Source organism: Pasteurella bettyae CCUG 2042 (assembly GCF_000262245.1).
In the GTDB taxonomy this organism is placed as follows: domain Bacteria; phylum Pseudomonadota; class Gammaproteobacteria; order Enterobacterales; family Pasteurellaceae; genus Basfia; species Basfia bettyae.
This window is the reverse complement of record NZ_AJSX01000007.1, coordinates 61633-81986: the sequence shown is the minus strand read 5'-3', so window position 1 is coordinate 81986 and position 20354 is coordinate 61633. Positions and strand designations below refer to the sequence as shown.

Annotated in this window: 18 protein-coding genes, 1 other RNA gene and 4 pseudogenes; 7 read left to right on the top strand and 16 right to left on the bottom strand. The window is 38.0% G+C overall.

Annotated features, from left to right (window positions below; all coding sequences use genetic code 11):
- Window positions 1-1083, bottom strand: a complete 1083-nt coding sequence (locus HMPREF1052_RS01595; RefSeq protein WP_005759104.1) for a PhoH family protein — start codon at window positions 1081-1083, stop codon at window positions 1-3.
- A gap of 134 nt (window positions 1084-1217) precedes the next feature.
- On the opposite strand from HMPREF1052_RS01595, the pseudogene HMPREF1052_RS01590 reads away from it, so the two are divergent.
- The 4 genes and pseudogenes from HMPREF1052_RS01590 (at window position 1218) to fbpC (ending at window position 6573) form a co-directional block, all read left to right on the top strand.
- Window positions 1218-2764, top strand: a pseudogene (locus HMPREF1052_RS01590) (methyltransferase regulatory domain-containing protein).
- A 162-nt stretch (window positions 2765-2926) separates the two neighbouring features.
- A complete protein-coding gene (locus tag HMPREF1052_RS01585; protein WP_005758925.1) occupies window positions 2927-3925 on the top strand; it encodes an iron ABC transporter substrate-binding protein in 999 nt (332 codons plus the stop codon).
- Window positions 3926-3995: 70 nt separating this feature from the next.
- Window positions 3996-5516, top strand: coding sequence for an ABC transporter permease (locus HMPREF1052_RS01580; protein WP_005759099.1), 1521 nt, complete (start codon window positions 3996-3998; stop codon window positions 5514-5516).
- Complete coding sequence (fbpC, locus tag HMPREF1052_RS01575) at window positions 5503-6573, top strand: Fe(3+) ABC transporter ATP-binding protein FbpC (protein ID WP_005759192.1); 1071 nt, start codon at window positions 5503-5505, stop codon at window positions 6571-6573. The genes HMPREF1052_RS01580 and fbpC overlap by 14 nt, the downstream gene beginning before the upstream one ends.
- A 35-nt stretch (window positions 6574-6608) precedes the next feature.
- Here fbpC and HMPREF1052_RS01570 read toward each other — a convergent pair.
- From HMPREF1052_RS01570 to HMPREF1052_RS01555, 5 genes and pseudogenes are all read right to left on the bottom strand, one after another.
- Window positions 6609-6884 (bottom strand): annotated as a pseudogene (locus HMPREF1052_RS01570) (D-alanyl-D-alanine carboxypeptidase family protein); the annotation flags it as partial.
- 154 nt (window positions 6885-7038) lie between these two features.
- Window positions 7039-7297 (bottom strand): annotated as a pseudogene (locus tag HMPREF1052_RS11435) (hypothetical protein); the annotation flags it as partial.
- Window positions 7298-7389: 92 nt separating this feature from the next.
- Window positions 7390-7926: pseudogene (locus tag HMPREF1052_RS01565) on the bottom strand (AAA family ATPase); the annotation flags it as partial.
- Between the two features lie 23 nt (window positions 7927-7949).
- The gene (locus tag HMPREF1052_RS01560; RefSeq protein ID WP_005759247.1) at window positions 7950-9938 is read right to left on the bottom strand and encodes a transposase domain-containing protein; all 1989 of its coding nucleotides are present in this window, start codon (window positions 9936-9938) and stop codon (window positions 7950-7952) included.
- A gap of 8 nt (window positions 9939-9946) precedes the next feature.
- The gene (locus HMPREF1052_RS01555; protein WP_040596158.1) at window positions 9947-10135 is read right to left on the bottom strand and encodes a transcriptional regulator; all 189 of its coding nucleotides are present in this window, start codon (window positions 10133-10135) and stop codon (window positions 9947-9949) included.
- Window positions 10136-10272: 137 nt separating this feature from the next.
- Here HMPREF1052_RS01555 and HMPREF1052_RS01550 point away from each other — a divergent pair, with 137 nt between their 5' ends.
- Both HMPREF1052_RS01550 and HMPREF1052_RS01545 read left to right on the top strand, forming a co-directional pair.
- A complete protein-coding gene (locus tag HMPREF1052_RS01550; RefSeq protein ID WP_005759088.1) occupies window positions 10273-10794 on the top strand; it encodes a helix-turn-helix domain-containing protein in 522 nt (173 codons plus the stop codon).
- Window positions 10795-10820: 26 nt separating this feature from the next.
- Window positions 10821-11105 (top strand): S24 family peptidase, encoded by a 285-nt coding sequence (locus HMPREF1052_RS01545; protein ID WP_040596157.1) that lies wholly within the window; start codon window positions 10821-10823, stop codon window positions 11103-11105.
- A gap of 121 nt (window positions 11106-11226) precedes the next feature.
- Here HMPREF1052_RS01545 and HMPREF1052_RS01540 read toward each other — a convergent pair whose 3' ends face one another.
- The 10 genes from HMPREF1052_RS01540 to ssrA all read right to left on the bottom strand — a co-directional run bounded on the left by HMPREF1052_RS01540 (window position 11227) and on the right by ssrA (window position 17627).
- Window positions 11227-11589: a phage protein Gp27 family protein gene (locus HMPREF1052_RS01540; RefSeq protein ID WP_172606373.1), complete on the bottom strand. Its 363-nt coding sequence runs from the start codon at window positions 11587-11589 to the stop codon at window positions 11227-11229.
- A gap of 477 nt (window positions 11590-12066) precedes the next feature.
- Window positions 12067-12513, bottom strand: a complete 447-nt coding sequence (locus HMPREF1052_RS10910; RefSeq protein WP_005759223.1) for a Rha family transcriptional regulator — start codon at window positions 12511-12513, stop codon at window positions 12067-12069.
- A gap of 333 nt (window positions 12514-12846) precedes the next feature.
- Complete coding sequence (locus HMPREF1052_RS01525) at window positions 12847-13125, bottom strand: terminase (RefSeq protein ID WP_231284604.1); 279 nt, start codon at window positions 13123-13125, stop codon at window positions 12847-12849.
- Between the two features lie 183 nt (window positions 13126-13308).
- Window positions 13309-13620, bottom strand: a complete 312-nt coding sequence (locus HMPREF1052_RS01520) for a hypothetical protein (RefSeq protein ID WP_005758899.1) — start codon at window positions 13618-13620, stop codon at window positions 13309-13311.
- Window positions 13621-13643: 23 nt separating this feature from the next.
- Window positions 13644-14096, bottom strand: a complete 453-nt coding sequence (locus HMPREF1052_RS01515) for a hypothetical protein (RefSeq protein ID WP_005758807.1) — start codon at window positions 14094-14096, stop codon at window positions 13644-13646.
- A gap of 13 nt (window positions 14097-14109) precedes the next feature.
- Window positions 14110-14370 (bottom strand): helix-turn-helix domain-containing protein, encoded by a 261-nt coding sequence (locus HMPREF1052_RS01510; RefSeq protein WP_005759091.1) that lies wholly within the window; start codon window positions 14368-14370, stop codon window positions 14110-14112.
- A 10-nt stretch (window positions 14371-14380) separates the two neighbouring features.
- Entirely contained in the window at window positions 14381-14590 is a 210-nt protein-coding gene (locus HMPREF1052_RS01505; protein ID WP_005759142.1) for a helix-turn-helix transcriptional regulator, read from the bottom strand.
- A 149-nt stretch (window positions 14591-14739) separates the two neighbouring features.
- Window positions 14740-15639: a hypothetical protein gene (locus tag HMPREF1052_RS11305; RefSeq protein ID WP_040596154.1), complete on the bottom strand. Its 900-nt coding sequence runs from the start codon at window positions 15637-15639 to the stop codon at window positions 14740-14742.
- Between the two features lie 90 nt (window positions 15640-15729).
- Window positions 15730-16974: an integrase arm-type DNA-binding domain-containing protein gene (locus tag HMPREF1052_RS01495; protein WP_005758959.1), complete on the bottom strand. Its 1245-nt coding sequence runs from the start codon at window positions 16972-16974 to the stop codon at window positions 15730-15732.
- A 286-nt stretch (window positions 16975-17260) separates the two neighbouring features.
- Window positions 17261-17627, bottom strand: a transfer-messenger RNA (tmRNA) gene (gene ssrA, locus HMPREF1052_RS11000).
- A gap of 282 nt (window positions 17628-17909) precedes the next feature.
- On the opposite strand from ssrA, the gene HMPREF1052_RS01490 reads away from it, so the two are divergent.
- Complete coding sequence (locus HMPREF1052_RS01490; protein ID WP_005759097.1) at window positions 17910-20351, top strand: CRISPR-associated helicase/endonuclease Cas3; 2442 nt, start codon at window positions 17910-17912, stop codon at window positions 20349-20351.
- The last annotated feature ends 3 nt before the right edge of the window (window positions 20352-20354 follow it).

The following is a 20354-nucleotide window of genomic DNA, read 5'->3' as shown; positions in this document are numbered from 1 at the left end:
TCACTCTCCTAAATTCTTTTCAATTTCTGACCGCTCTTTTTCACGTTCGGCTTTACGAAACTCCGCTAATTCTTTGCGACGAATTTCATCTTGCACTTCCCATTCTTCGTATGCTTGCACCACTTTAGCCACCACTGGATGACGCACAATATCTTTGCTATCAAAATAGTTAAAACTTAATTCTGGTACTTTTTCCAACACTTCAATAGCATGGCGTAAACCAGATTTTGTGCTACGAGGTAAGTCAATTTGCGTAATATCGCCCGTAATCACGGCTTTAGAATTAAAACCAATGCGGGTTAAAAACATTTTCATTTGCTCAACTGTTGTGTTTTGGCTTTCATCTAAAATAATAAAACTATCATTGAGTGTACGCCCTCGCATATAAGCCAAAGGGGCAATTTCAATAATATTACGTTCCATTAATTTTTGCACACGCTCAAAACCTAGCATTTCAAACAAAGCATCATAAAGCGGACGTAAATAAGGTTCGATTTTCTGACCTAAATCCCCAGGTAAAAAACCTAGCTTTTCGCCCGCTTCAACTGCAGGACGAGTAAGTAACACGCGACGAATTTCTTGACGCTCTAATGCTTCAACTGCTGCAGCAACCGCTAAGAATGTTTTCCCCGTTCCTGCTGGGCCAATACCAAAACTAATATCGTGAGTTAAAATATTATGCAAATATTGAACTTGATTTTCGCCTCGAGGTTTAATCACACCTCGTTTAGTTTTAATCGTTGTACTGAAAACATTATTTTCAGCACGGTTCGGTTCAACTTGAGATAGTATTCGGCTTTCTTGTAAAGCCATATGCACATCTTCCAAATCTAACTCTTTCACTTTACCTTTTACGGGCGCAGTTTCAACATATAAATCTTGGATTAATTTCACCGCACTTTTTATCAATTTTAAATGATGAGGTTTTGGATCCTCTTCTACTGTATCAATATTAAAAGTGAAATTATGACGAGCAATGACAAGATTAAATTCTTTTTCGATAAGTTTTAGATGATCATCAAATGCACCACATAAAGATTGCAAACGTGCGTTATCTTGATGTTCGAGAGTAAATGAAAGCATGGGAATACTAAGCTGGTGAAAATTGCGGTTATTCTAGCGTAATTACCACTTCATGGGAAATAATCATCACTTTGTTTTCACCCATATCCCCTCTATAATATGCACTCTTAATTATGTGACAAGCTGGATATATTATGACTGAACAAAATAACCCTTATGACGAACTTAGATACTACTCAAAACCCTTTTCTTATACGAGCATTGCGCTTTTGGAAGGAAATGCAACATTATGGGGATTAACACCGCCAGCACTCAAAGGTGCTAAAGTATTAGAATTAGGTTCTTCTTTTGGCGGAAACTTAATTTCTCAAGCGGTTTATTATCCAGATACAGAATTTGTAGGTATTGATTTATCAGATAGTCAAATTACTCAAGGTAATGAAATCATTAAATCAATGGGATTAACAAATGTTCGTTTAGAAGCAAAAAATATTCTCGATATTACGCCTGAATTTGGCGTGTTTGACTACATTATTGTACATGGCATTTATTCTTGGGTACCAAATAATGTTAAAGATAAAATTCTTGAAGTTTGCCGAGAAAATTTAACGCCAAACGGTATTGCTTATATTTCTTACAACACCTATCCAGGTTGGAAAAACCGAGAAGTTGCACGAGATATTATGCTTTATGCGAATAAATACACTCAGGATTTACCGCTCTCTGAACAAACTCGTCGTGGCAAAGCCGTTGTTCAATTATTCTCAGATGCAATTAAATCGATTGAGTCTGAAAAAAACAATAACAAGAGCCGAATCAATAACTTCGATAGTATTCAAACTAAAGGCGATCATTACATCGCACATGAATATCTCGAATATCACAACCACCTCTCTATTTAAATCAATTTATTGATAGCCTACATCAACATCAATTGGCTTATATTGGTGATACAGATTTTCAACTTTCATATATTTCTTGGATACCACAACATTTACGTGACATGATCAATCAATTATCCGAAACAGATTATGTTGCACGTGAGCAATGCCTCGATTATCTTTACGATGTAGCATTTAGAAGAAGTTTACTATGCCATGCTCATTTACAAGATAACATTAACCGCACTGAGAACATAAAGACAGATTTATTAAACAAACTAACTTTCATTAATCAAGGCAAAGAAAATAATCTGAGCAATATATTTAATAATCAAGATGTAGAAAAATTACTTGAACACTTTATCTATCAAGTAGGTCATTTCACTATTCAATCATTAATTGATTACGTTGCTGAACATAAAGAATTTGAAAATCTCACAGAGAATGAAATTTACTCTTCTGTATTGTTAGCTATAGTCCTAGGCTATATCAATGTATTTCTTACACCTTATCAAACATATACATTTGAAGATAACAAAACCTATATACCTAAACGCTTTACTCAATATGCACAAGCTTTATTAGATGGTACAAATCAATATATCGGTGCTGGCAATATGTATAACTGCGGAGTTGAAGATTTAAATGAACTGCATGTTTATATAATGTCTCAAATGGAAAAACCGACCACTAAAGCGACTCTTAATGCGTCACTCAAAGTATATTTAATTGAAAATGGCTACAAAGACATGAACAATAACGAAAAACTCATTGATGAAGAGTTTGATTGTTCAGGATTATGTGATTCTATTTGTACAGTATTAGCAGACTTAGGTTACATTCAACCAGACGCACTATAAGCAAAATTCAAAGCAATCAATATATTGAAGGAGAGCTAATCGCTCTCCTTTTTCTTTGTCAAAAAAATTGAGAATTATTTGCATTTAAATAGGTTTGGAAATAGAATAAAGGTTATACAGGCTTAATTAAAACATTCATTCTCATAAAACAAGGAGTTTTCAATGACATTCAAATCTTTCAAAATTGCGACACTCGCTGCCGCACTTACATTCTCAGCAAGTAGCTTTGCCGACATTACCGTTTACAACGGCCAACATAAAGAAGCTGCAAAAGCCGTAGCTGATGCATTTACGCAAGAAACTGGCATCAAAGTTACTTTAAATAGTGCTAAAAGCGAACAGTTAGCTGGTCAACTTAAAGAAGAAGGCGATAAAAGTCCAGCCGATGTATTCTATTCAGAACAAACATCTCCATTTGCCTCACTTTCTGAAGCGGGTTTATTAGAACCACTTTCAGCCAATACTATCAAACAAACCTCTCACCAAGGTGTACCGGTTGCGCCTAAAAAAGATTGGATCGCATTAAGTGGTCGTTCTCGTGTTGTGGTTTATGATCACACTAAATTATCTGAAAAAGATATGGAAAAATCAGTGCTTGATTACGCGACACCAAAATGGAAAGATAAAATCGGTTATGTACCAACCTCTGGCGCATTCTTAGAACAAGTTGTAGCTATTGTTAAACTAAAAGGCGAGAAAGTTGCGCTTAATTGGTTAAAAGGCTTAAAAGAAAATGGTAAACTTTATGCGAAAAACAGTGTTGCATTGCAAGCAGTTGAAAATGGCGAAGTGCCTGCAGCCTTAATTAATAACTACTACTGGTATGCATTAGCAAAAGAAAAAGGTGCAGAAAACTTAAAAACTCGCTTGTACTTTATTCGTCATAAAGACCCTGGTGCGTTAGTTACTTACTCAGGTGCTGCAATCCTAAAATCATCTAAAAATAAAGAAGAAGCGAAAAAATTCGTGGACTTCTTAGCAAGCAAAAAAGGTCAAGAAGCCTTAGTTGCTGTACGTGCAGAATATCCATTACGTACAGATGTGACTTCTCCATTCAATATGGAACCTTATGCTAAATTGCAAGCTCCAGTAGTTTCAGCAACTACTGCTCAAGACAAAGAACAAGCAAATAAATTAATTGAAGAAGCTGGTTTAAAATAAGCCCGCTAACGTCGCAACTGTATTTTCACCAAAAGTGAAAATACAGTTGTAACATATAAAGGATTATCTTTTGACCCGAACTCCCCCACTTTGGCTCACTATCATTATTTTACTTATTGGTTTACCGCTCTTATTACCATTTCTGTATATTCTTTTCCGTGCGATTGAAGTCGGATTAGATCGTAGCCTTGAGCTTCTTATTCGCCCAAGAATGGCGGAATTACTCACCAACACAATGCTTCTAATGGTCTGCGTAACCATTGGTTCCATTTTTCTCGGTACACTTTGTGCATTTTTACTTGAACGTTATCGCTTTTTTGGAAAATCATTTTTTGAAGTGGCGATGAGTTTGCCGCTTTGTATTCCAGCCTTTGTGAGCTGTTTTACTTGGATCAGCCTAACCTTTCGAGTAGAAGGTTTTTGGGGAACGATTGGCATCATGACATTAAGCTCTTTCCCACTCGCTTACTTGCCTATTTCAGCTACACTTAAACGACTAGATCGGTCCCTTGAAGAAGTAAGCCTTTCATTAGGAAAAAGCCAAACTTACACATTTTGGCACGCTATTTTTCCGCAATTAAAACCAGCAATCGGTAGTAGTTTATTGCTAATAGCATTACATATGCTCGTGGATTTCGGTGCGGTTTCAATTTTGAATTACCAAACATTCACCACAGCGATTTTCCAAGAATATGAAATGTCTTTTAATAACAGCACCGCAGCACTACTTTCCGCTGTATTAATGGCAATTTGTAGCATTATTGTGTTGGGAGAAACATTCTTCCGTGGTAAACAAACACTTTACAACAGTGGCAAAGGTGTCACTCGTCCTTATCCGGTAAAAACACTTTCCTTTGGCAAACAATGTTTAACCTTCGGATTTTTCTCTAGCATATTCATCTTAAGCATTGGCGTGCCTGTGATTATGTTAATTTACTGGCTTATCGTAGGGCATTCACTCGAAAGTGTGGGTGATTTTTCAGAATTTTTATCGGCATTCAGCAATTCATTTATTATTTCAGGCTTAGGCGCATTGCTCACCGTAGTTTGTGCGTTTCCATTGGTTTGGGCTGCTGTACGCTATCGCAGCAAATTAACCGTTTGGATCGATCGATTACCTTACCTATTACACGCCGTACCTGGCTTAGTTATCGCATTATCGCTGATTTACTTTACGATCAACTATGCCAACAGCTTATATCAAACCTTTTTAGTTATTATCGTGGCTTACTTTATGCTCTATTTACCAATGGCACAAACCACACTTAGAGCCTCGCTTGAGCAACTTTCTGATAATATTGATAAAGTCGGACAAAGCCTAGGACGAAGCCCATTCTATATTTTCCGAACTTTAACATTACCCGCAATGCTACCAGGCATTGCGGCGGCATTCTCTCTAGTATTTTTGAATTTAATGAAAGAGCTTACTGCAACACTTTTGCTCACGCCAAACGACATCAAAACCCTTTCTATTGCCGTTTGGGAATATACCAGTGATGCGCAATACGCTGCGGCAACGCCTTATGCACTCATGCTCGTTCTCTTTTCAGGGATTCCTGTGTTTTTATTGAAAAAATATGCATTTAAATAAAATGATAAATAATCCTTTATTAACCGTTAAAAATCTCAATAAATTTTTTAATGAACAACAAGTTCTACACGATATTTCCTTTACCTTACAACGAGGTGAAATCCTCTTTTTGCTAGGTGCCTCTGGTTGTGGAAAAACAACGTTATTGCGAGCGATCGCAGGATTTGAACAACCCAATACTGGCGAAATTTGGCTAAAAGAGCGGTTAATTTTTGGCGAGAATTCTAATGTGCCAACGCAACAGCGCCATCTAGGTTATGTGGTGCAAGAAGGTGTGCTTTTCCCTCACTTAAATGTCTATCGCAATATTGCTTACGGATTGGGGAATGGCAAAGGAAAAACGGATGAAGAGAAAATGCGGATTGAGCAAGCAATGCAACTCACGGGAATTAGTGAACTGACAGAACGTTTTCCTCACCAACTGTCAGGTGGACAACAACAACGTGTGGCGCTAGCTCGAGCACTAGCACCAAATCCAGAACTGATTTTATTAGACGAACCTTTTAGTGCCTTAGATGAACATCTTCGCCAGCAAATTCGTCATGATATGCTAAAAGCACTGTGTCAAAGTGGTGCATCAGCGATTTTCGTCACTCACGACCGCGATGAAGCCTTGCGTTACGCAGATAAAATTGCCGTAATTCAGCAAGGAAAAATCTTGCAAATTGATACACCTCGCACACTTTATTGGTCGCCTAATCATATTGAAACCGCAAGTTTTATTGGTGACAACATCGTGCTATCGGCGAACCTGATTGATGAAAACACAGTTCAATGCCAATTAGGTAATATTCCTGTAAAAAATAAATCAATCACTCAGAAACAAGGTAAAATTTTGCTTCGTCCAGAACAATTCAACCTGTTTAAAACATCGGAAAATCCAACCGCACTTTTCAAAGGGCAAGTAAAACAAATTGAATTTAAAGGGAAAATTACCGCTATTCAAATTGAAATTAATGGCTACGCAATATGGATTGAGAACATCATTTCCCCCGATTTATCGATTGGCGATGAGTTGCCTATTTATTTGCATGGAAAAGGGCTGTTTTACGCCTAAGAATAAAACCTTATCTTCACGATAAGGCTTTATTTTTAAACAATATATTCAGAAAAAATTTGTTCAAGATTTGATATTAAACAGTCTGCGCCTAAAATATTTTCCCCTTTCCATGCCTGTTGCAAAATGTCTGGTGAAAATTGCTGGCTTGCCAATTCAGCTAACGGCAAATAACTGATATGCCAAGGCTCCCGCCCCACTTTCTTATTGGACTGCATATTTATAAAAGGCAAAGCAAAATCAAAGTGCGGTAAATTCTCGGTAAGAAATTCACTCAATTCAAAGAAATAGCCGCCTTTTTCATATTCCCAATGTTGCCGTCCGCAAATTTTGAGAAACATAACCGTTAAAAGTGAGAAATCTGAAATCTTGGCTGTTTCCCATTTTAAGAGGTTAAAAATTGCTAAATTTGAGAAATAAAAACGCCCTTTAAATCATCATTAAAGGGCGTTTAAATTTTCTACTTTAGAACTTGTAAACCATATTATCCTCAATACTTGCCTGAATAACTTGCTGACGCATTGACTACAATTCGTTGCGCATTATCAAAGGTTTGCCAATTATGCACTTTATCATCGACCATATACTCAATAAATCGCACAAATTCCGACTTTGTTGAACTGAAGAATATATAAGGTGGTCGCGTGATATTGACCAACCGCAAGAAGTCAATCAAGTCAAAATAGGTGACTTGTTTGTAGCTTTCTTGTCTAGTGCATAGATAAGTGCAGATATGTAACGCCATTTCACTAAATGAAAAAAGCAAGAAAAGGAAATTATCTTGCTTTTTTAGGGGCGGTTATGTTGCGCGGGTTTATCATAAGGCAGGTGGTCGCTTTCGTCGATAATCACTAAGCCTTGTGTGCCTTTGAGCTTTTTAGTAATTAGGCGTGATAAGCGGTCTTTACGGCGTGGCGCATCGTTAATACCTAACTCAAGGGCTAACTCATACAAAACACTGCTTAATGTGGCGCGCGCTGGGCTTGCGGTAATCATCCACACGTTTTGGTTCACTTTTTTGTATTCTTGGCATGCTTTGGTTTTGCCCACACCGCTTGCGCCGTAAACGGTCACCATGGTTGGTAAAATTTTGGCCATATCTAAGGCGTTGAACACTTTCTTGGCTGTCGGAATCTCAATAAAGTGTGGTGCTTCCACAAACACTTTTTCTTTCTTCTCACGCGTAGCGAGCCAGTTGTTTAATGCGTATTCAACCTTTTCTACATTGCCAGCATAAGTGCCTTTTAAATACGCACTTAATGCCCCAGGATTGACACCAGATTGTGCAGCAATCTCGCGCTGGGTGTAGGTTTGGTTGTCTAAGAGTTGTTTGATTTGGTTAATTAAAGTCATGTTTAACGCTCCTTAAATACGGCTTAAAGCCCCTTTTCCTTTTTCAACATTGCCAGCCCTTTTTGCCAGCCTTGTTCAAAATCGTTGGTATCTTCATCGTCATCTAATACCGCTTCGTGTTTGCGCACTGCGTTACCTTCTTGTCGGAATAGCTCGATGATTTTCGGTTCTAGCGGTACTTCTTCCTCGAATTGAGGCTGATAACGCGCTGCTTCTTGTGCATTCATCGTGAGTGTGGCTTTCGCTACCGCTTTCACCGCTTTCACCATTTGTTTGCGTGCTTTATCGTGTTCGCGGCCTTTCGCTTTATCACCAAATGCCACCGCATCTGTACATTTCGCTTCGGCTAAGAACACGCCATCCAAACCATAAACCCACACTTTGTTGTGCAAGTCTTGCGGGTCGAATTTCACCACCACCTTGCGGTGTGCGGTGGCAATCAGCTCGCTCGCTAAATAGCGGTTTTTGCGATTATTGACCTTGCCGCCTGCTTCTAACTCAAATGTGCCATCTTTTCTCAATGTAACGGCTTCGCTCATCAACATTAAAAACCGCATTTGTTCTGCACTTGCCTTGCGAATTTGCGCCTTGGCATAATCGCGCTCAAATACTTGGCTGAAACTGTAAATGCCTTGGCAAATTTCGGTTTGTCTGCCTTCGCGTTCATTGAAAGTGCGGATGCCATCTTCTATGGCTAAAATAAATGTGCCGTAATCCACGCCATCTTTCCCGCCGTTGTAGTTATCGGGCTTGTTATAAACGTTCTCGCCTGCGTAAAAACCTGCAAGACTTGGGGGTTTATCGACCAATTCGCCTAAACCACCGTGTGAAAACACACGTTCGATTGGTTTCGCTTGCCCGTGACCTTTGCCAAATTGCACCGATGTCCACAACAATTCGATGCCAAGCATCGGGATAATCCCAGTCACATCATCTTCTTTTACTTTAAAGCGATAGCGGTTCTTCACGCCCCCAGTCATCCATTTATTTGCCGCCGCGCGGGTGTTATCAATGGTGCATTTTTTCGGGATGCCGTATTTCCAAATCAAATCCATTAAGCTCAAGCGAATGGTGTCGCTGTTTTCGCTCAAATCCACACGGTAAGCTAAGATTTTGCGGGTGCGAATGTCTTGCCAAATCCAGGTTTTAGGGCGGACAATCTCTCCGTTATGCCAACGCACGAACACGTTGTGTTGGTAGCCGTCGCCGTTGATCCATTCAAGGGCTTCAATTTCCGCCACGGTGCGGCGCATGGATGGGTAATACTGCATCACAGCATGATCACCTTCGCGTAATTGCACTTGCACCAATTTCGGCACTTCACGCTCAATTTTGCGTTTTATGCTACTTGCCGATGGGATGTTCCAGCCGTTTTCCCTCGCAGCGCGTTTTAAACGTTCGTAGCAACTGCCGAATTGCGGTTGTTCGTTACGGAAATAATCTGCTTTAAAGGCTTCCCAGGCATCTTCCGTAAATGCCGCTTCCTTACCAGATTTCTTGTTATTGTGTTTAGCAATCAATAACGGTAACCAATCTGGTCGTTCAAACGACCGCACTTGGTAATACCAACGTTTGAGCGATCCTTTCGCAATGTTGCATTCTTCCGCGACAGCATCCAAAGCAGTCATCAATTCCAAGCCGTTTCTCACTAAATCGTCTAATTTATGTAGTGGCACGAGTTTCGCTTTGGCGTGTTCCCTTTGTTTATCAGTCGCCTTTTCATAAGGTTTCCAAATCACTTCGGGCAAATAGTTGAGTTCTTTTCTCGCGCGGGGTGTTTCTGAAACGTTGTCGATTTCCACCGCACTTTGTTTTAATAAAAGCTCTGCTTGGGTTGCTTGTGGGAGAGAGGAGAAGGCGTATTCGTAACCACCACCTTTTCCTTGGCGAGCTTGGAATTGCCAACTTTCTCGTTTTGCCATTGTTAAAATAGCTTTTTTAGTTCTTGGCAAAGAGAGCAAGCTAAAATCAACCAACTCTTGCACAGAGTAATGTGATTTAAGTTCATTCATATGAATCCCTAACAATCAATTTGAATATTTAACTTGAGTGCAATTTCTCTTTCTCTTCCATAATTCAATTTAGATTTTCCACTTAGAACTCGGCTGATCTCATTTGAACTGTAACCGTTTCTTCTCCCCCATTCAGTTTGCGTGATATTTAGCTCCTTGAGCCACACTTTTACTTCCTCTCTTGTTCTTTTTTTCATAAATCTCACCTCTTTTATGGACTAAAATCATTTAATGAACTAAAATCAATGATCTAATTTAATATTAAATCATATAGTTCATTATTATTTACTGAGTTTAGTATTAATATGAATTTTATGAATTGCAAGGTTTTTTTATGAAAAATTTCACAGATATCGTCAATAGATTAAAAACTGAACTTTCCGTAACTATGGATAAAGATGTGGCTGAATTTTTAGGCATGTCTAAAAGTGCTTTCGCAGAAAGAAAGCGTAGAGGAGCGTTTCCAAAAGAAGCTTTAATGTTAGCTGATTTACAACACTCAGAACTAAAGCTCGATGTCGAATATATTTTGACTGGTAAAAGAGGAGATGAACTGAGCCAGTTTTTATCTAAAACTGCGAAAGAAAAAATTGAACGGCATATAGGGATGGACGATATTCCAAAAGAGGAGCAGCCAATTACGCCAAAAGATGCTGACTCATACGTTTTAGTAAATATGGAAGAAAAAATATTACTTAACTGGTACAGAAGAAGTGATACAAAAGGCAAAAAACTCATTTTTGATCTTGCAAAGATGACTCATGAAACATTATTGGCTCAAATGAAGCTTATTGAGTACACAGAAAATAAAATGTTTAACAACACAGAAAGAAAAAGAGTTAAAAAAAATAACTAATAAATTCAAATAATTATAGTATTTATATGCTACATAGAAAATTACACAGAATAAATGTTTACTGTGTAGTCTTTGAAGACGGCGATCAGATGTTGGTGGATTTAAAAAGAAAGGAAATCAAAGGCGATAAAATCTATTTAGTGCAAAACGGAGCAAGCGTGTGGGTGAAACGCGTGAAAATTCGTTGGGACGGCGTGGAGCTGATTTCAGACAATAGAGAAGAATATCCCCCAATCATACTTTCAAAGGATGAAGCCGAAAATCTTCAAGTTATAGGACAACTCGCCCACCTCAGCAAAAATATGATTTAAACACCATTTAAACCCGCTTTAACGTTTCCCAAATTTAGCGGTTAAAGCGGTGAGTTTTGGAAATTTTTTCCCATTTTGTAATTTTCTGAAAGTAACAAAAAAGGGGCAAACGCCCCTTTCTTTATTTTCCCGTTAACTCCCGAATTCTTTCTAAGATTTCTTGCTTTCTAAATTCAATCTGCCCCAGTTCTTGATAGAGTAGATCAAGGTTGCTGTCTTTAGCCATTAAATCAGCTATTAGCTTGAAAGAACCGGCAGAACCATCAAAGCCATCTCTAGCCTTTAATTCCGCAGTATAGCGGTGCATAGCCGACCTAGAAACCTGAAAACCTTTCTGTTTCAACCACGCCACATTGCTTTCATGATCGCCATATTCATGTTGTCGAATAACATCATTTAACTCTAGAACAACGTCTTTCGGGAGACTGGATATAAAAGATTTTCGCGCCATTTCATTATTCCTTTTGCTTTCTTTATTTCCCATTATATCCCGAAATAATCTTTTATCAATACCCGCTTAATTCAAATTATTTCAACCAAATCCCTATTTGTTTTTGTTTCTCATTTTAAGTGGTTGGTTACATTCAACGGCGCGGATAAGTTGCCATTATTGCCCTTGTTGTACAAGCCGATCATCTTCATCAAAACCCATTTAGCCGCTAGGCTTAGAGGCTCGATTTCTTGACCAAGAACAACATCATGGCGCAACATTGAAAAAGTGCTGCCGTTTACTGATTTCTTGAATTGATTCTGTTTTTTTTGAACTTCTGCCTTTTCTTTCTGCGTAACTCTTCATATAATAAACCCGTTCAATTTATATTTAATCTTGCCTATGCCCATTCTTGTGAAAGCATAGGCGTTTTGTTTTATAGGGTTGATGCAAGGCTAAAAGCCACCAGCAATAAGGCGATAAAGATTAGAAATTGAATCATCTCGGTAAAGTCATTCATTGTGTTTCCCCTTACGCTGCTTTGCGCTGTTGTTTTGCCCAAAAGAAAAGGGCGGTATCTTTTAATCGGCTTTCACGCTCTCGATAACTCAAGCCTAATTTGAACTTCGCCGCCTTTTTGCCGGTAAATCCCATCACCAAAAACATAAAGCCGTCTCGGGTCATTCGGTACATTGGCTGGCGTTTATTTTGTTCATTTTGATAATAGGACGGCTGGAAATTGAGCCGTCTAAAATCATCTGAACAATCTAAATCTTTAATCGCTCTAATAACGTTTTTATGCTCTTTATCAAAATACTTCGCCACAATAAGAGAGGTTGTCATTGCCACCAAATCCCCTTTAAACTTATGCGCAAACACTGCACCGTCTTTTTCATTCGTAAGGGGTAAATCTAAGTTAAAAATTTGCTCTATTGAGATTTCTTGCATTAATGGCTTTTCAATTGCATTACATTTCATTGTCTATCTCCTGTTTTCTTTTTCTCATCACGTCTAAATGTTTCTTTGTAGCGTAAAAACTCGTTTCTAATCGCTCGTTCTTCCGTAGCCCTGCTGTCATCTTCGTGAAGTTGTCTATTTCGCACTGAATCGCATTAAGACGCTGTTCTAACACTTGAATGACCTCATCTATCGGGTATGGCTCGTTATCGCTGTATAGGCTCACAAACGTGAAGATTTGAGACGATTTTCTATAGTGTTGAATTGCTTGTTGAAGCAGTAATTCATTGTTTTTTGCTATGGTGCATTTCATTAAATACTTACCCTTTTATTAGCGGATCTTTTTGTTCCCAATTAAAAAAATGCTAGGGTTTTCATGGTGGATCTTTTTAACCGCTCCACCTCTTTAAACAACCCTTTCATTCCACGAGGAATAACAACAGGGCGGGGCGGTATCTTTATCGGCTCATAGACTTCATCAGTCATTAAATCCGCCCGCCATGTTCTTCCCCTGTAATGAGGTAAAGTCTCCCCACGTTGTTGCATCTCTGCTTTTTCCTGCTCGATTTGTTCCCATACTCGGTAATGATTCAATAGCCCGCTGGCTTTCGCTCGTAGAGTGTGGGGTTTCATTCGATTAGCTCGCTCATCACCCAGAACCGCCAATAAAGCGTGCTTAGCGTTACCCATTCGGGCATAGGCTTTCGCAAATTGGCTTTGTATCTCTTTTCCGTAACTCATTTTTTAAACCTCTTATCTTTGGGTATGCCTAAATTTGGGCGCACCCTCGCGCGCGTACTGCTCCAAAAACTCTTGTTAATCCACCAGCGGTAAATAATTCGCATCGGCTTTGTGTTCTTGATGAATAATCAACACTTCGATTTGCCGTTTCAAGTCGTCAATATCTGATAGCACTACACTTAACCTATCTAAAACAAACTCTAAGCCGTCTTTGTGAGTGAATGGGATTTGTACTTTCTCCCCATCTTCGGTGGTGGCTGTTTTGGTAATTTTGCCATCTAATGTTGCATCTGCTATTTCGTAAGTTTCCTCAATAGCTCGGTAAATACTCCATAGCGTTGCATACTCTCGTTTTTCAGTGTTGTACTGTTGATTTGTATTAGTCATTTTTTCAATCGCTCCTTGCTTGTTTAATTCAACATTCCGCCTATTTCTACAAACTGGAACTTCTCGCCCTGTGAGAACTTTTCTTCGAGGTGTCGCATGGTTTCTTGTTTGGTATCAGTGGAAAGGATTTCAGCAAGTGGAATGAGTGCGCCATTTGCTTTTTTCATTGGGTTAAATGCAATGCCATTTTCAGAAAGTGCGGTGAGTTCTTGTTGCATTTCCTCATCAATCAGTAACGTGGCTTTTGTGCTTTGTTGAAGAAAAGCAATCATGATCAACGCCTCTTGCATCGTGTCAGCATCAATGCCTAAGGGTAGAAAATCGCCCACTTCAAGCCATAAAACGGTATTTACCCCCCAATCTTCAGAAGTTGCCGTTAAATGTGGAAATTGCGCCTTTGAATAAGTAATTAAAATCGGGGTATTAATTAAATCTTTGCGCCCTTGTTCTGTTGAGCAGTCTTTGCAATCGGTCATTTTTAATTTCTCCTTAGTCGTTATATTGATGATTTTGGCTTACTGCGTTTTCATGTAGCACATAAACGCCTACACGGTGAGTTAAGCCGGTGCTGTCGGTTTCCTCTCGGTAGAACGTATCAATCAAATAACCTTGATTGCGCAATTCCTTAATGCGTGCCGGTGGGTAATAAACGCCCATTTGTCGTAGCTCGTTGGTGCTGTGTGGGCGCTCTCTTAAACGCTCAAGCATAAAGCGGCGCTGTTCGCCGGTGCTGGTGGTGGAAATAATCATTAATGCCCTCCTATGCTCTTGCTTCTGCCAGTTTGGCAATGTAAGAGTTGATTTCACTTTCCAAGTAACCGACTGAATTAACCCCTAATTGAATTTTCTTTGGAAAGTCCGGGCGGTAACGTTTCGATTTAGGGTTTTGCCAATCGGCAAAGGTGGATTTGCTTACGCCTAACATTTTCATGGTCTCAAGGCGGCGGATAATGCGATCTGATTGATTCATTGTGTTTACTCCGTACTGGTTGGAATGGTTAAAGCCGTTTCGGGCTTCGTTGTGTTGGAGTGGATTATTAAAAAAGCACAGAAAAGAAAAAATCCGGACAAGTCCATTTGGATCTATCCGGATTTTTGGTAAAGTGTTTTAGTTTAATTTTATTTTATTTTATTGGCTTTACTGAATTTTTCTCTTAGATTGGTTTCGCTTAATCCTGTGTAACCTGTATATGAGTTAGATAAATAACTGATAAGACTGCTTTGATTTTCAAATAACCCTCTATTGAGTAACTCATCTTTCAAAGCTTGAATAATATTTAGGTAGGAAGTTTCTGATTTTTGCGTTACTTCCTTATTTTGACCTTCTGAAACTTGATTTTTTGAATTGGCGTTTTTTAGATTCTTTAAAAAATTATCCTTATCCTTTACCCATATATCAAAAGCTAAATCACATGCACCACACTGTTCAAACTCACTCATGTTTTGTAAGAACTCAAAATCATCTGATTTATCTCCATCAATACCGCCATAATTATAGATAAAAAATATATCATTATTTGTTAATTGAATATCATCAATAAGGCTATCTAGATCAGTTTTCAACAAGTAAACATCGTTGCTTTTTAAATCATTTCTAATGCCATTTAAACCCTCTATTTGCTTATCAATAAACTCTTCAAAATTGGTTTTGTTGCTTTTATCCTCTACAAAGGAAGTACACTCATTATTCTTGTAAAATTCATTATAAATATCACTTATTGAATATTGTTCATAAAATAATTTAAACGTTTGAATATCAAACATTCCGTCTAACACATAGCGAATATTATCAAAGATCAATTTTCCCTCAATTTCTTTGGGTTTATCCTTTTTATCAATCATTATAAAGTTGATTTCATGATCTTTTCTTTTAAGCTCCATTTTAACCCTATCTAATTCGGTTAGAATAAAATCTAATGGTGCATTTCTTGATAGGAGAGAGATTACAGTATCAAGTTTTACAATATTTCTATAATTCCCCCAGAACTGATTTTTTATTTCTGATATTTTTAGTTTCATCTGTTCAATCTTAATATTTAATCTAAGGTATTTTTAAGCACTAAAACGCTGTCAAAATCGACCGCACTTTACTTCATGTTTTATCAGTCTCTAAGCCACAATCTTTAAATGAAATTGCGGCAATGTGCCTTGTGAGGATTGTTCTACAAAATCCGCCCATGCTTGCAATAGCTTGAATCGCTGTTCTAATTTTTCCCCTCTGTCATAGGCGGTTTTTACTCGGTCTGAATTGAGGTGTGATAGTGCTACCTCAATCAAATCACTATTAAAGCCCTGATCGTTTAAATAGGTGCTAGCGATACTGCGTAAACCATGCGCTACCAATTTACCGGCATAGCCCATTCGCTTAATCGCAGCATTTGCCGTTTGCGTATTAACGTGGGATTGTGGGTTCTTTACACTGGGGAATAGGTAAGTTTTTCCGCCACTTAATTTTTTAATTTGCCCTAATAGAGCTAAGGCTTGCCGTGATAACGTGATTCTATGTTCAATGCCACGTTTCATTTGTTCCGCTGGAATAGTCCATATTCTGTTTTTCTCGTCAATATCCGCCCATTTCGCTGTAGCTGCCTCGTTCGGTCTTGTCATGGTGAGCAATTGCCATAAAATCAAATAACGCGTCTGTAAGTGAATCTGAGCGTTTTGTAGCGTGAACATAAATTCGCTTAAATCCTCAGGCTTAAGGGTTTTAAAATGTTCAACCGTTGGGCTGTCAAATTCCTTTGCGATATTCGCCGTTGGATTAAAAGAGATTAATTCTCGGTGTAGAGCATAAGTCATTATCTCGTTATGCTTCTGAATCGTCCGTTTAAGCTTTTCTAAATGACCTTCGTCTTGATACTGCTTAAATGCCTTTAATGCCATTGGCGCGGTAATTTGGGAAATAGGCAAATGGCCAAAGTGCGGCAATAAGCAACGATTGATCAGGCTTATAACGTCTTTTTGATAATTATCTGAAAAGTTCTTTTTGGTTTTGCGATACTCAAGCCACGCCCACGCCACCGCCTCATAGGTATTATTCAGCTCATTTTGTTTCTCTTGTTCTTGCTGTTGGCGATAGATTGCTGGATCGATATTCTGCGCAAGTAAAGATAGATACTCATCTCTAATTGCTCTTGCTTGCTGTAAAGAAATATCAGGGTATTTGCCAACGCCAATTAACGCCCTTTTCTTTGGTTGCGTGAAAGGTTTGTAATAATTAAACCGCCATAACTTAGCCCCATTGGGCTTAACCAACAGATAAAGCCCTTTGCCATCGGATAGGGTAAATTCCTTTTCCTGCGGCTTAGCTTTATCTATTTTCGTGCTGTTTAGTGGTGTGATTGTGCGTGCCATATCGCTTAGTTCTGAGAGTTGAAAATTATTCTGAATAACTCTGACGGCAATTCAGACTTTTAAAAAATCGGGTATAGCTAAAACATCGTTAACACTTTTTTCTAACAGGTTTTGTGCGATTTTAGTTATACCGACTTTGTTATACGGTTATCAGTATAACTAAACGTATAACTAAAATTCAAGGATTTTATAGGATTGGATAGGAACGCTTAGGATATAAAAAAGCCCTTGGGTTCAATATTTTCAAGGGCTTTAGGGTTTGATAAGTTTGCTTTGGATTGTTATTTGGTGGAGCTGGCGGGAGTTGAACCCGCGTCCGAAATTACTCTACCTTCAGTACTACACGTTTAGTCTAATCTTTAATTTCATTTATCCCCTGCGGACAGACACGCGAAGAATAAACTAGCTTGATTCAATTTAATGTTTCGATCTCCAAGCCGAAGCATCCACACGATCTCGTTTGATTTTGACTCCGCTTGATCCCCGTCTTACGAGCGGAAGCTAGGGAGCGAAGGCTAAATGCAGGTTATTAAGCTGCTAAAGCGTATTGTTCGTCGTTTGCGACTATTTTTTTGCGGTTTATTTACGAGGCCTACCGCACCTCGACGTGCACCTTGGGCTTTGCCAATCCCGTCGAATCCAGAATCAGCCCCAAAACTGCGGTCAGTTTAGCAAAAATTTTATGAATGTGAAAGAAAAGAATTTAATGAAATATTATTGGTTAAATAGAATTCTGAAGAAAGTCGAAAGCTACTATAGATCTTATATATTCTACCAAACTATTAAATAGTTTATATTGATGTACCAAACTATCTAACATAATATTTATTAATAAAAATTTGATTTAAATTAAATATATATTAGAAAAATATATATAATTTACTTTTAATCTTCGTTAAAATCAATTTGCTAATAAATAAGCCAGGAGGATAAGAATGGAGCATATTACACCCATTGCCCACATCCGACAGTCCGATCAAAAAAAGCAAACCGTTTATGAACATTTAACCCAAACTGCCGAAATTACGCGAAAATTTGCGAATAAATTAGATTTAGCAGATGTAGGTGAATTATTGGGTTTAATGCATGATTTCGGTAAGTACTCTATTCCATTTCAAAAACGAATACATCGAAAGAATAATTTGAATTATATCGATTTTGATATTGACGAACCTGAATCCAATTTGCCAAATAAACCAGATCATTCTACAGCTGGCGCACAATGGATTTATCGACATTTGAGAAAGTTTGGTGTTAAAAATGGCATTGGAGAACTTATTGGACAAATTTTAGGACTCTGTATTGCGTCTCATCATGGTGAAGGGCTTATTGATTGTTTAACACTTGATGGCACTCCAAAATGTTTTGACCGTTTTTCTAAAGACGATTCCCTCTCTCATTTATCTGAAGCTGAAAAAAATGCAGATCTCTCCATCTTGCAACGAGCAGAATCTTTAGCCAGCGAAAATTTAATAAAATCTTTATTAAGTCCTATTAAAGCAATATTAAAACAGCAAGAAACTCACGATAAACTTAAAGAGTTTCACCTTGGTTGTCTCACCCGCTTCCTATTTAGTTGTCTGATTGATGCTGACCGAATTAATAGTTCTGATTTTGAAAATGAGGCACAAAAAGATATTCGTAGTCTAACATCAAAACCTGATTGGCACATTGCAATTAATCATTTAGAAAATCACTTAGCAAATTTTGCCATACGCTATGAAATAGACAAGATTCGTCGAGATATTTCGGATACTTGCTTACAACGATCTTCTGATGAACAAGGAATCTATACTTTAACCGTGCCAACAGGGGGCGGAAAAACCTTAGCCAGTTTACGTTATGCACTCCACCACGCACAAAAGCATAATCTTGACCGCATTATTTATATTATTCCTTACACTTCTATTATTGAGCAAAATGCTACTACAGTTCGGGATATTTTAGGTGAAGATTGGATATTAGAGCATCACTCAAATATTGAACCCGAAAAACAAACTTGGCAAGATAAATTACTGGCAGAAAATTGGGATAAGCCTATTATTTTTACCACAATGGTGCAATTTTTAGATGCGTGGTTTGGTGGTGGAACACGTGGTGCACGCCATATTCACCCAATGACCAATGCAGTATTAATTTTCGATGAAATTCAAACTCTTCCTATTAAGTGTGTCCATTTGTTTTGCAATGTATTAAATTGGCTCACAACTTTTGGTAAAAGTAGTGCTATTTTATGTACAGCAACCCAGCCCTTACTAGATAAGTTGCACAATCCAGAATTAGGCTCATTAAACTTAGCCAATAATGCTGAAATTATCGGAGATAGTATAGCTAGAAATAAACTATTTAGTGATTTATCCCGTGTTGAAATTCATTATAAATCTAAAATTGCTGGTTGGACAGTTGATGAAGCTGGTGATTTTTTATTAGAAAAATTTGAATATTCTTCAAGCTGCTTATTTATTGTAAATACTAAAAAATGTGCTCAAGAGCTTTACAAATATTGTAAGGAAAAGGTACCTGCTAACGCACTATTTCATTTAAGCACGAATCAATGTTCTGCACACCGTAAAGATTTATTCGATAAAATTAAATATCGTTTAAAGAATAATGAACCTGTCATTTGCATTAGCACGCAGTTGATTGAAGCTGGTGTAGATATATCAATGTCGTACGTCATTCGTGCTCTTGGCGGATTAGATAGCATTGCTCAAGCAGCTGGGCGTTGTAATCGCCATGGCGAAAAGCAAGGCAAAGGACAAGTTTATGTATTAAATTTGCAAGAACCTAATTTTGCTAAAGTTCTACCAGATATTTACCAAGGGCAACGCAATGCCGATCGAATATTCCGTGAATTTGGAGAACAAGATATTTTACAACCGAAGGCAATGCAACAATATTTTAACTATTATTTTTATGAACGTAGCGATGAAATGTCTTATGACATTAGTAACAGCACATCAGGCTCCTTATTAGATTGGCTTTCAGATAATGCATTGAATGTTTATGGTAATAAAAATAAGAATCGAGCTGGGAAAATTCCATTACTAATGCAATCTTTTCAAAGTGCTGGTCGAGTATTTCAATCCATTGATGCACCAACTCGGGCGATAATTGTTCCTTATGGGAAAGGTAAACAATTAATTACTGACTTATGTGGCGAGCAAAACTCTCAGGAAAAACACCGCACTTTAGCCCAAGCACAACGATATAGTGTGAATGTATTTCCTAATGTATGGGAAAAATTACAGAATGAAAATGTAATCCATAAAATTTTTCCAGATTCAGAAATCTATTATTTAGAAGAAAAAAATTATCTTGACGAATATGGATTGTCCTTTGATGAAACTGGGGAAATGCCCTTTTATGGAATATGATAA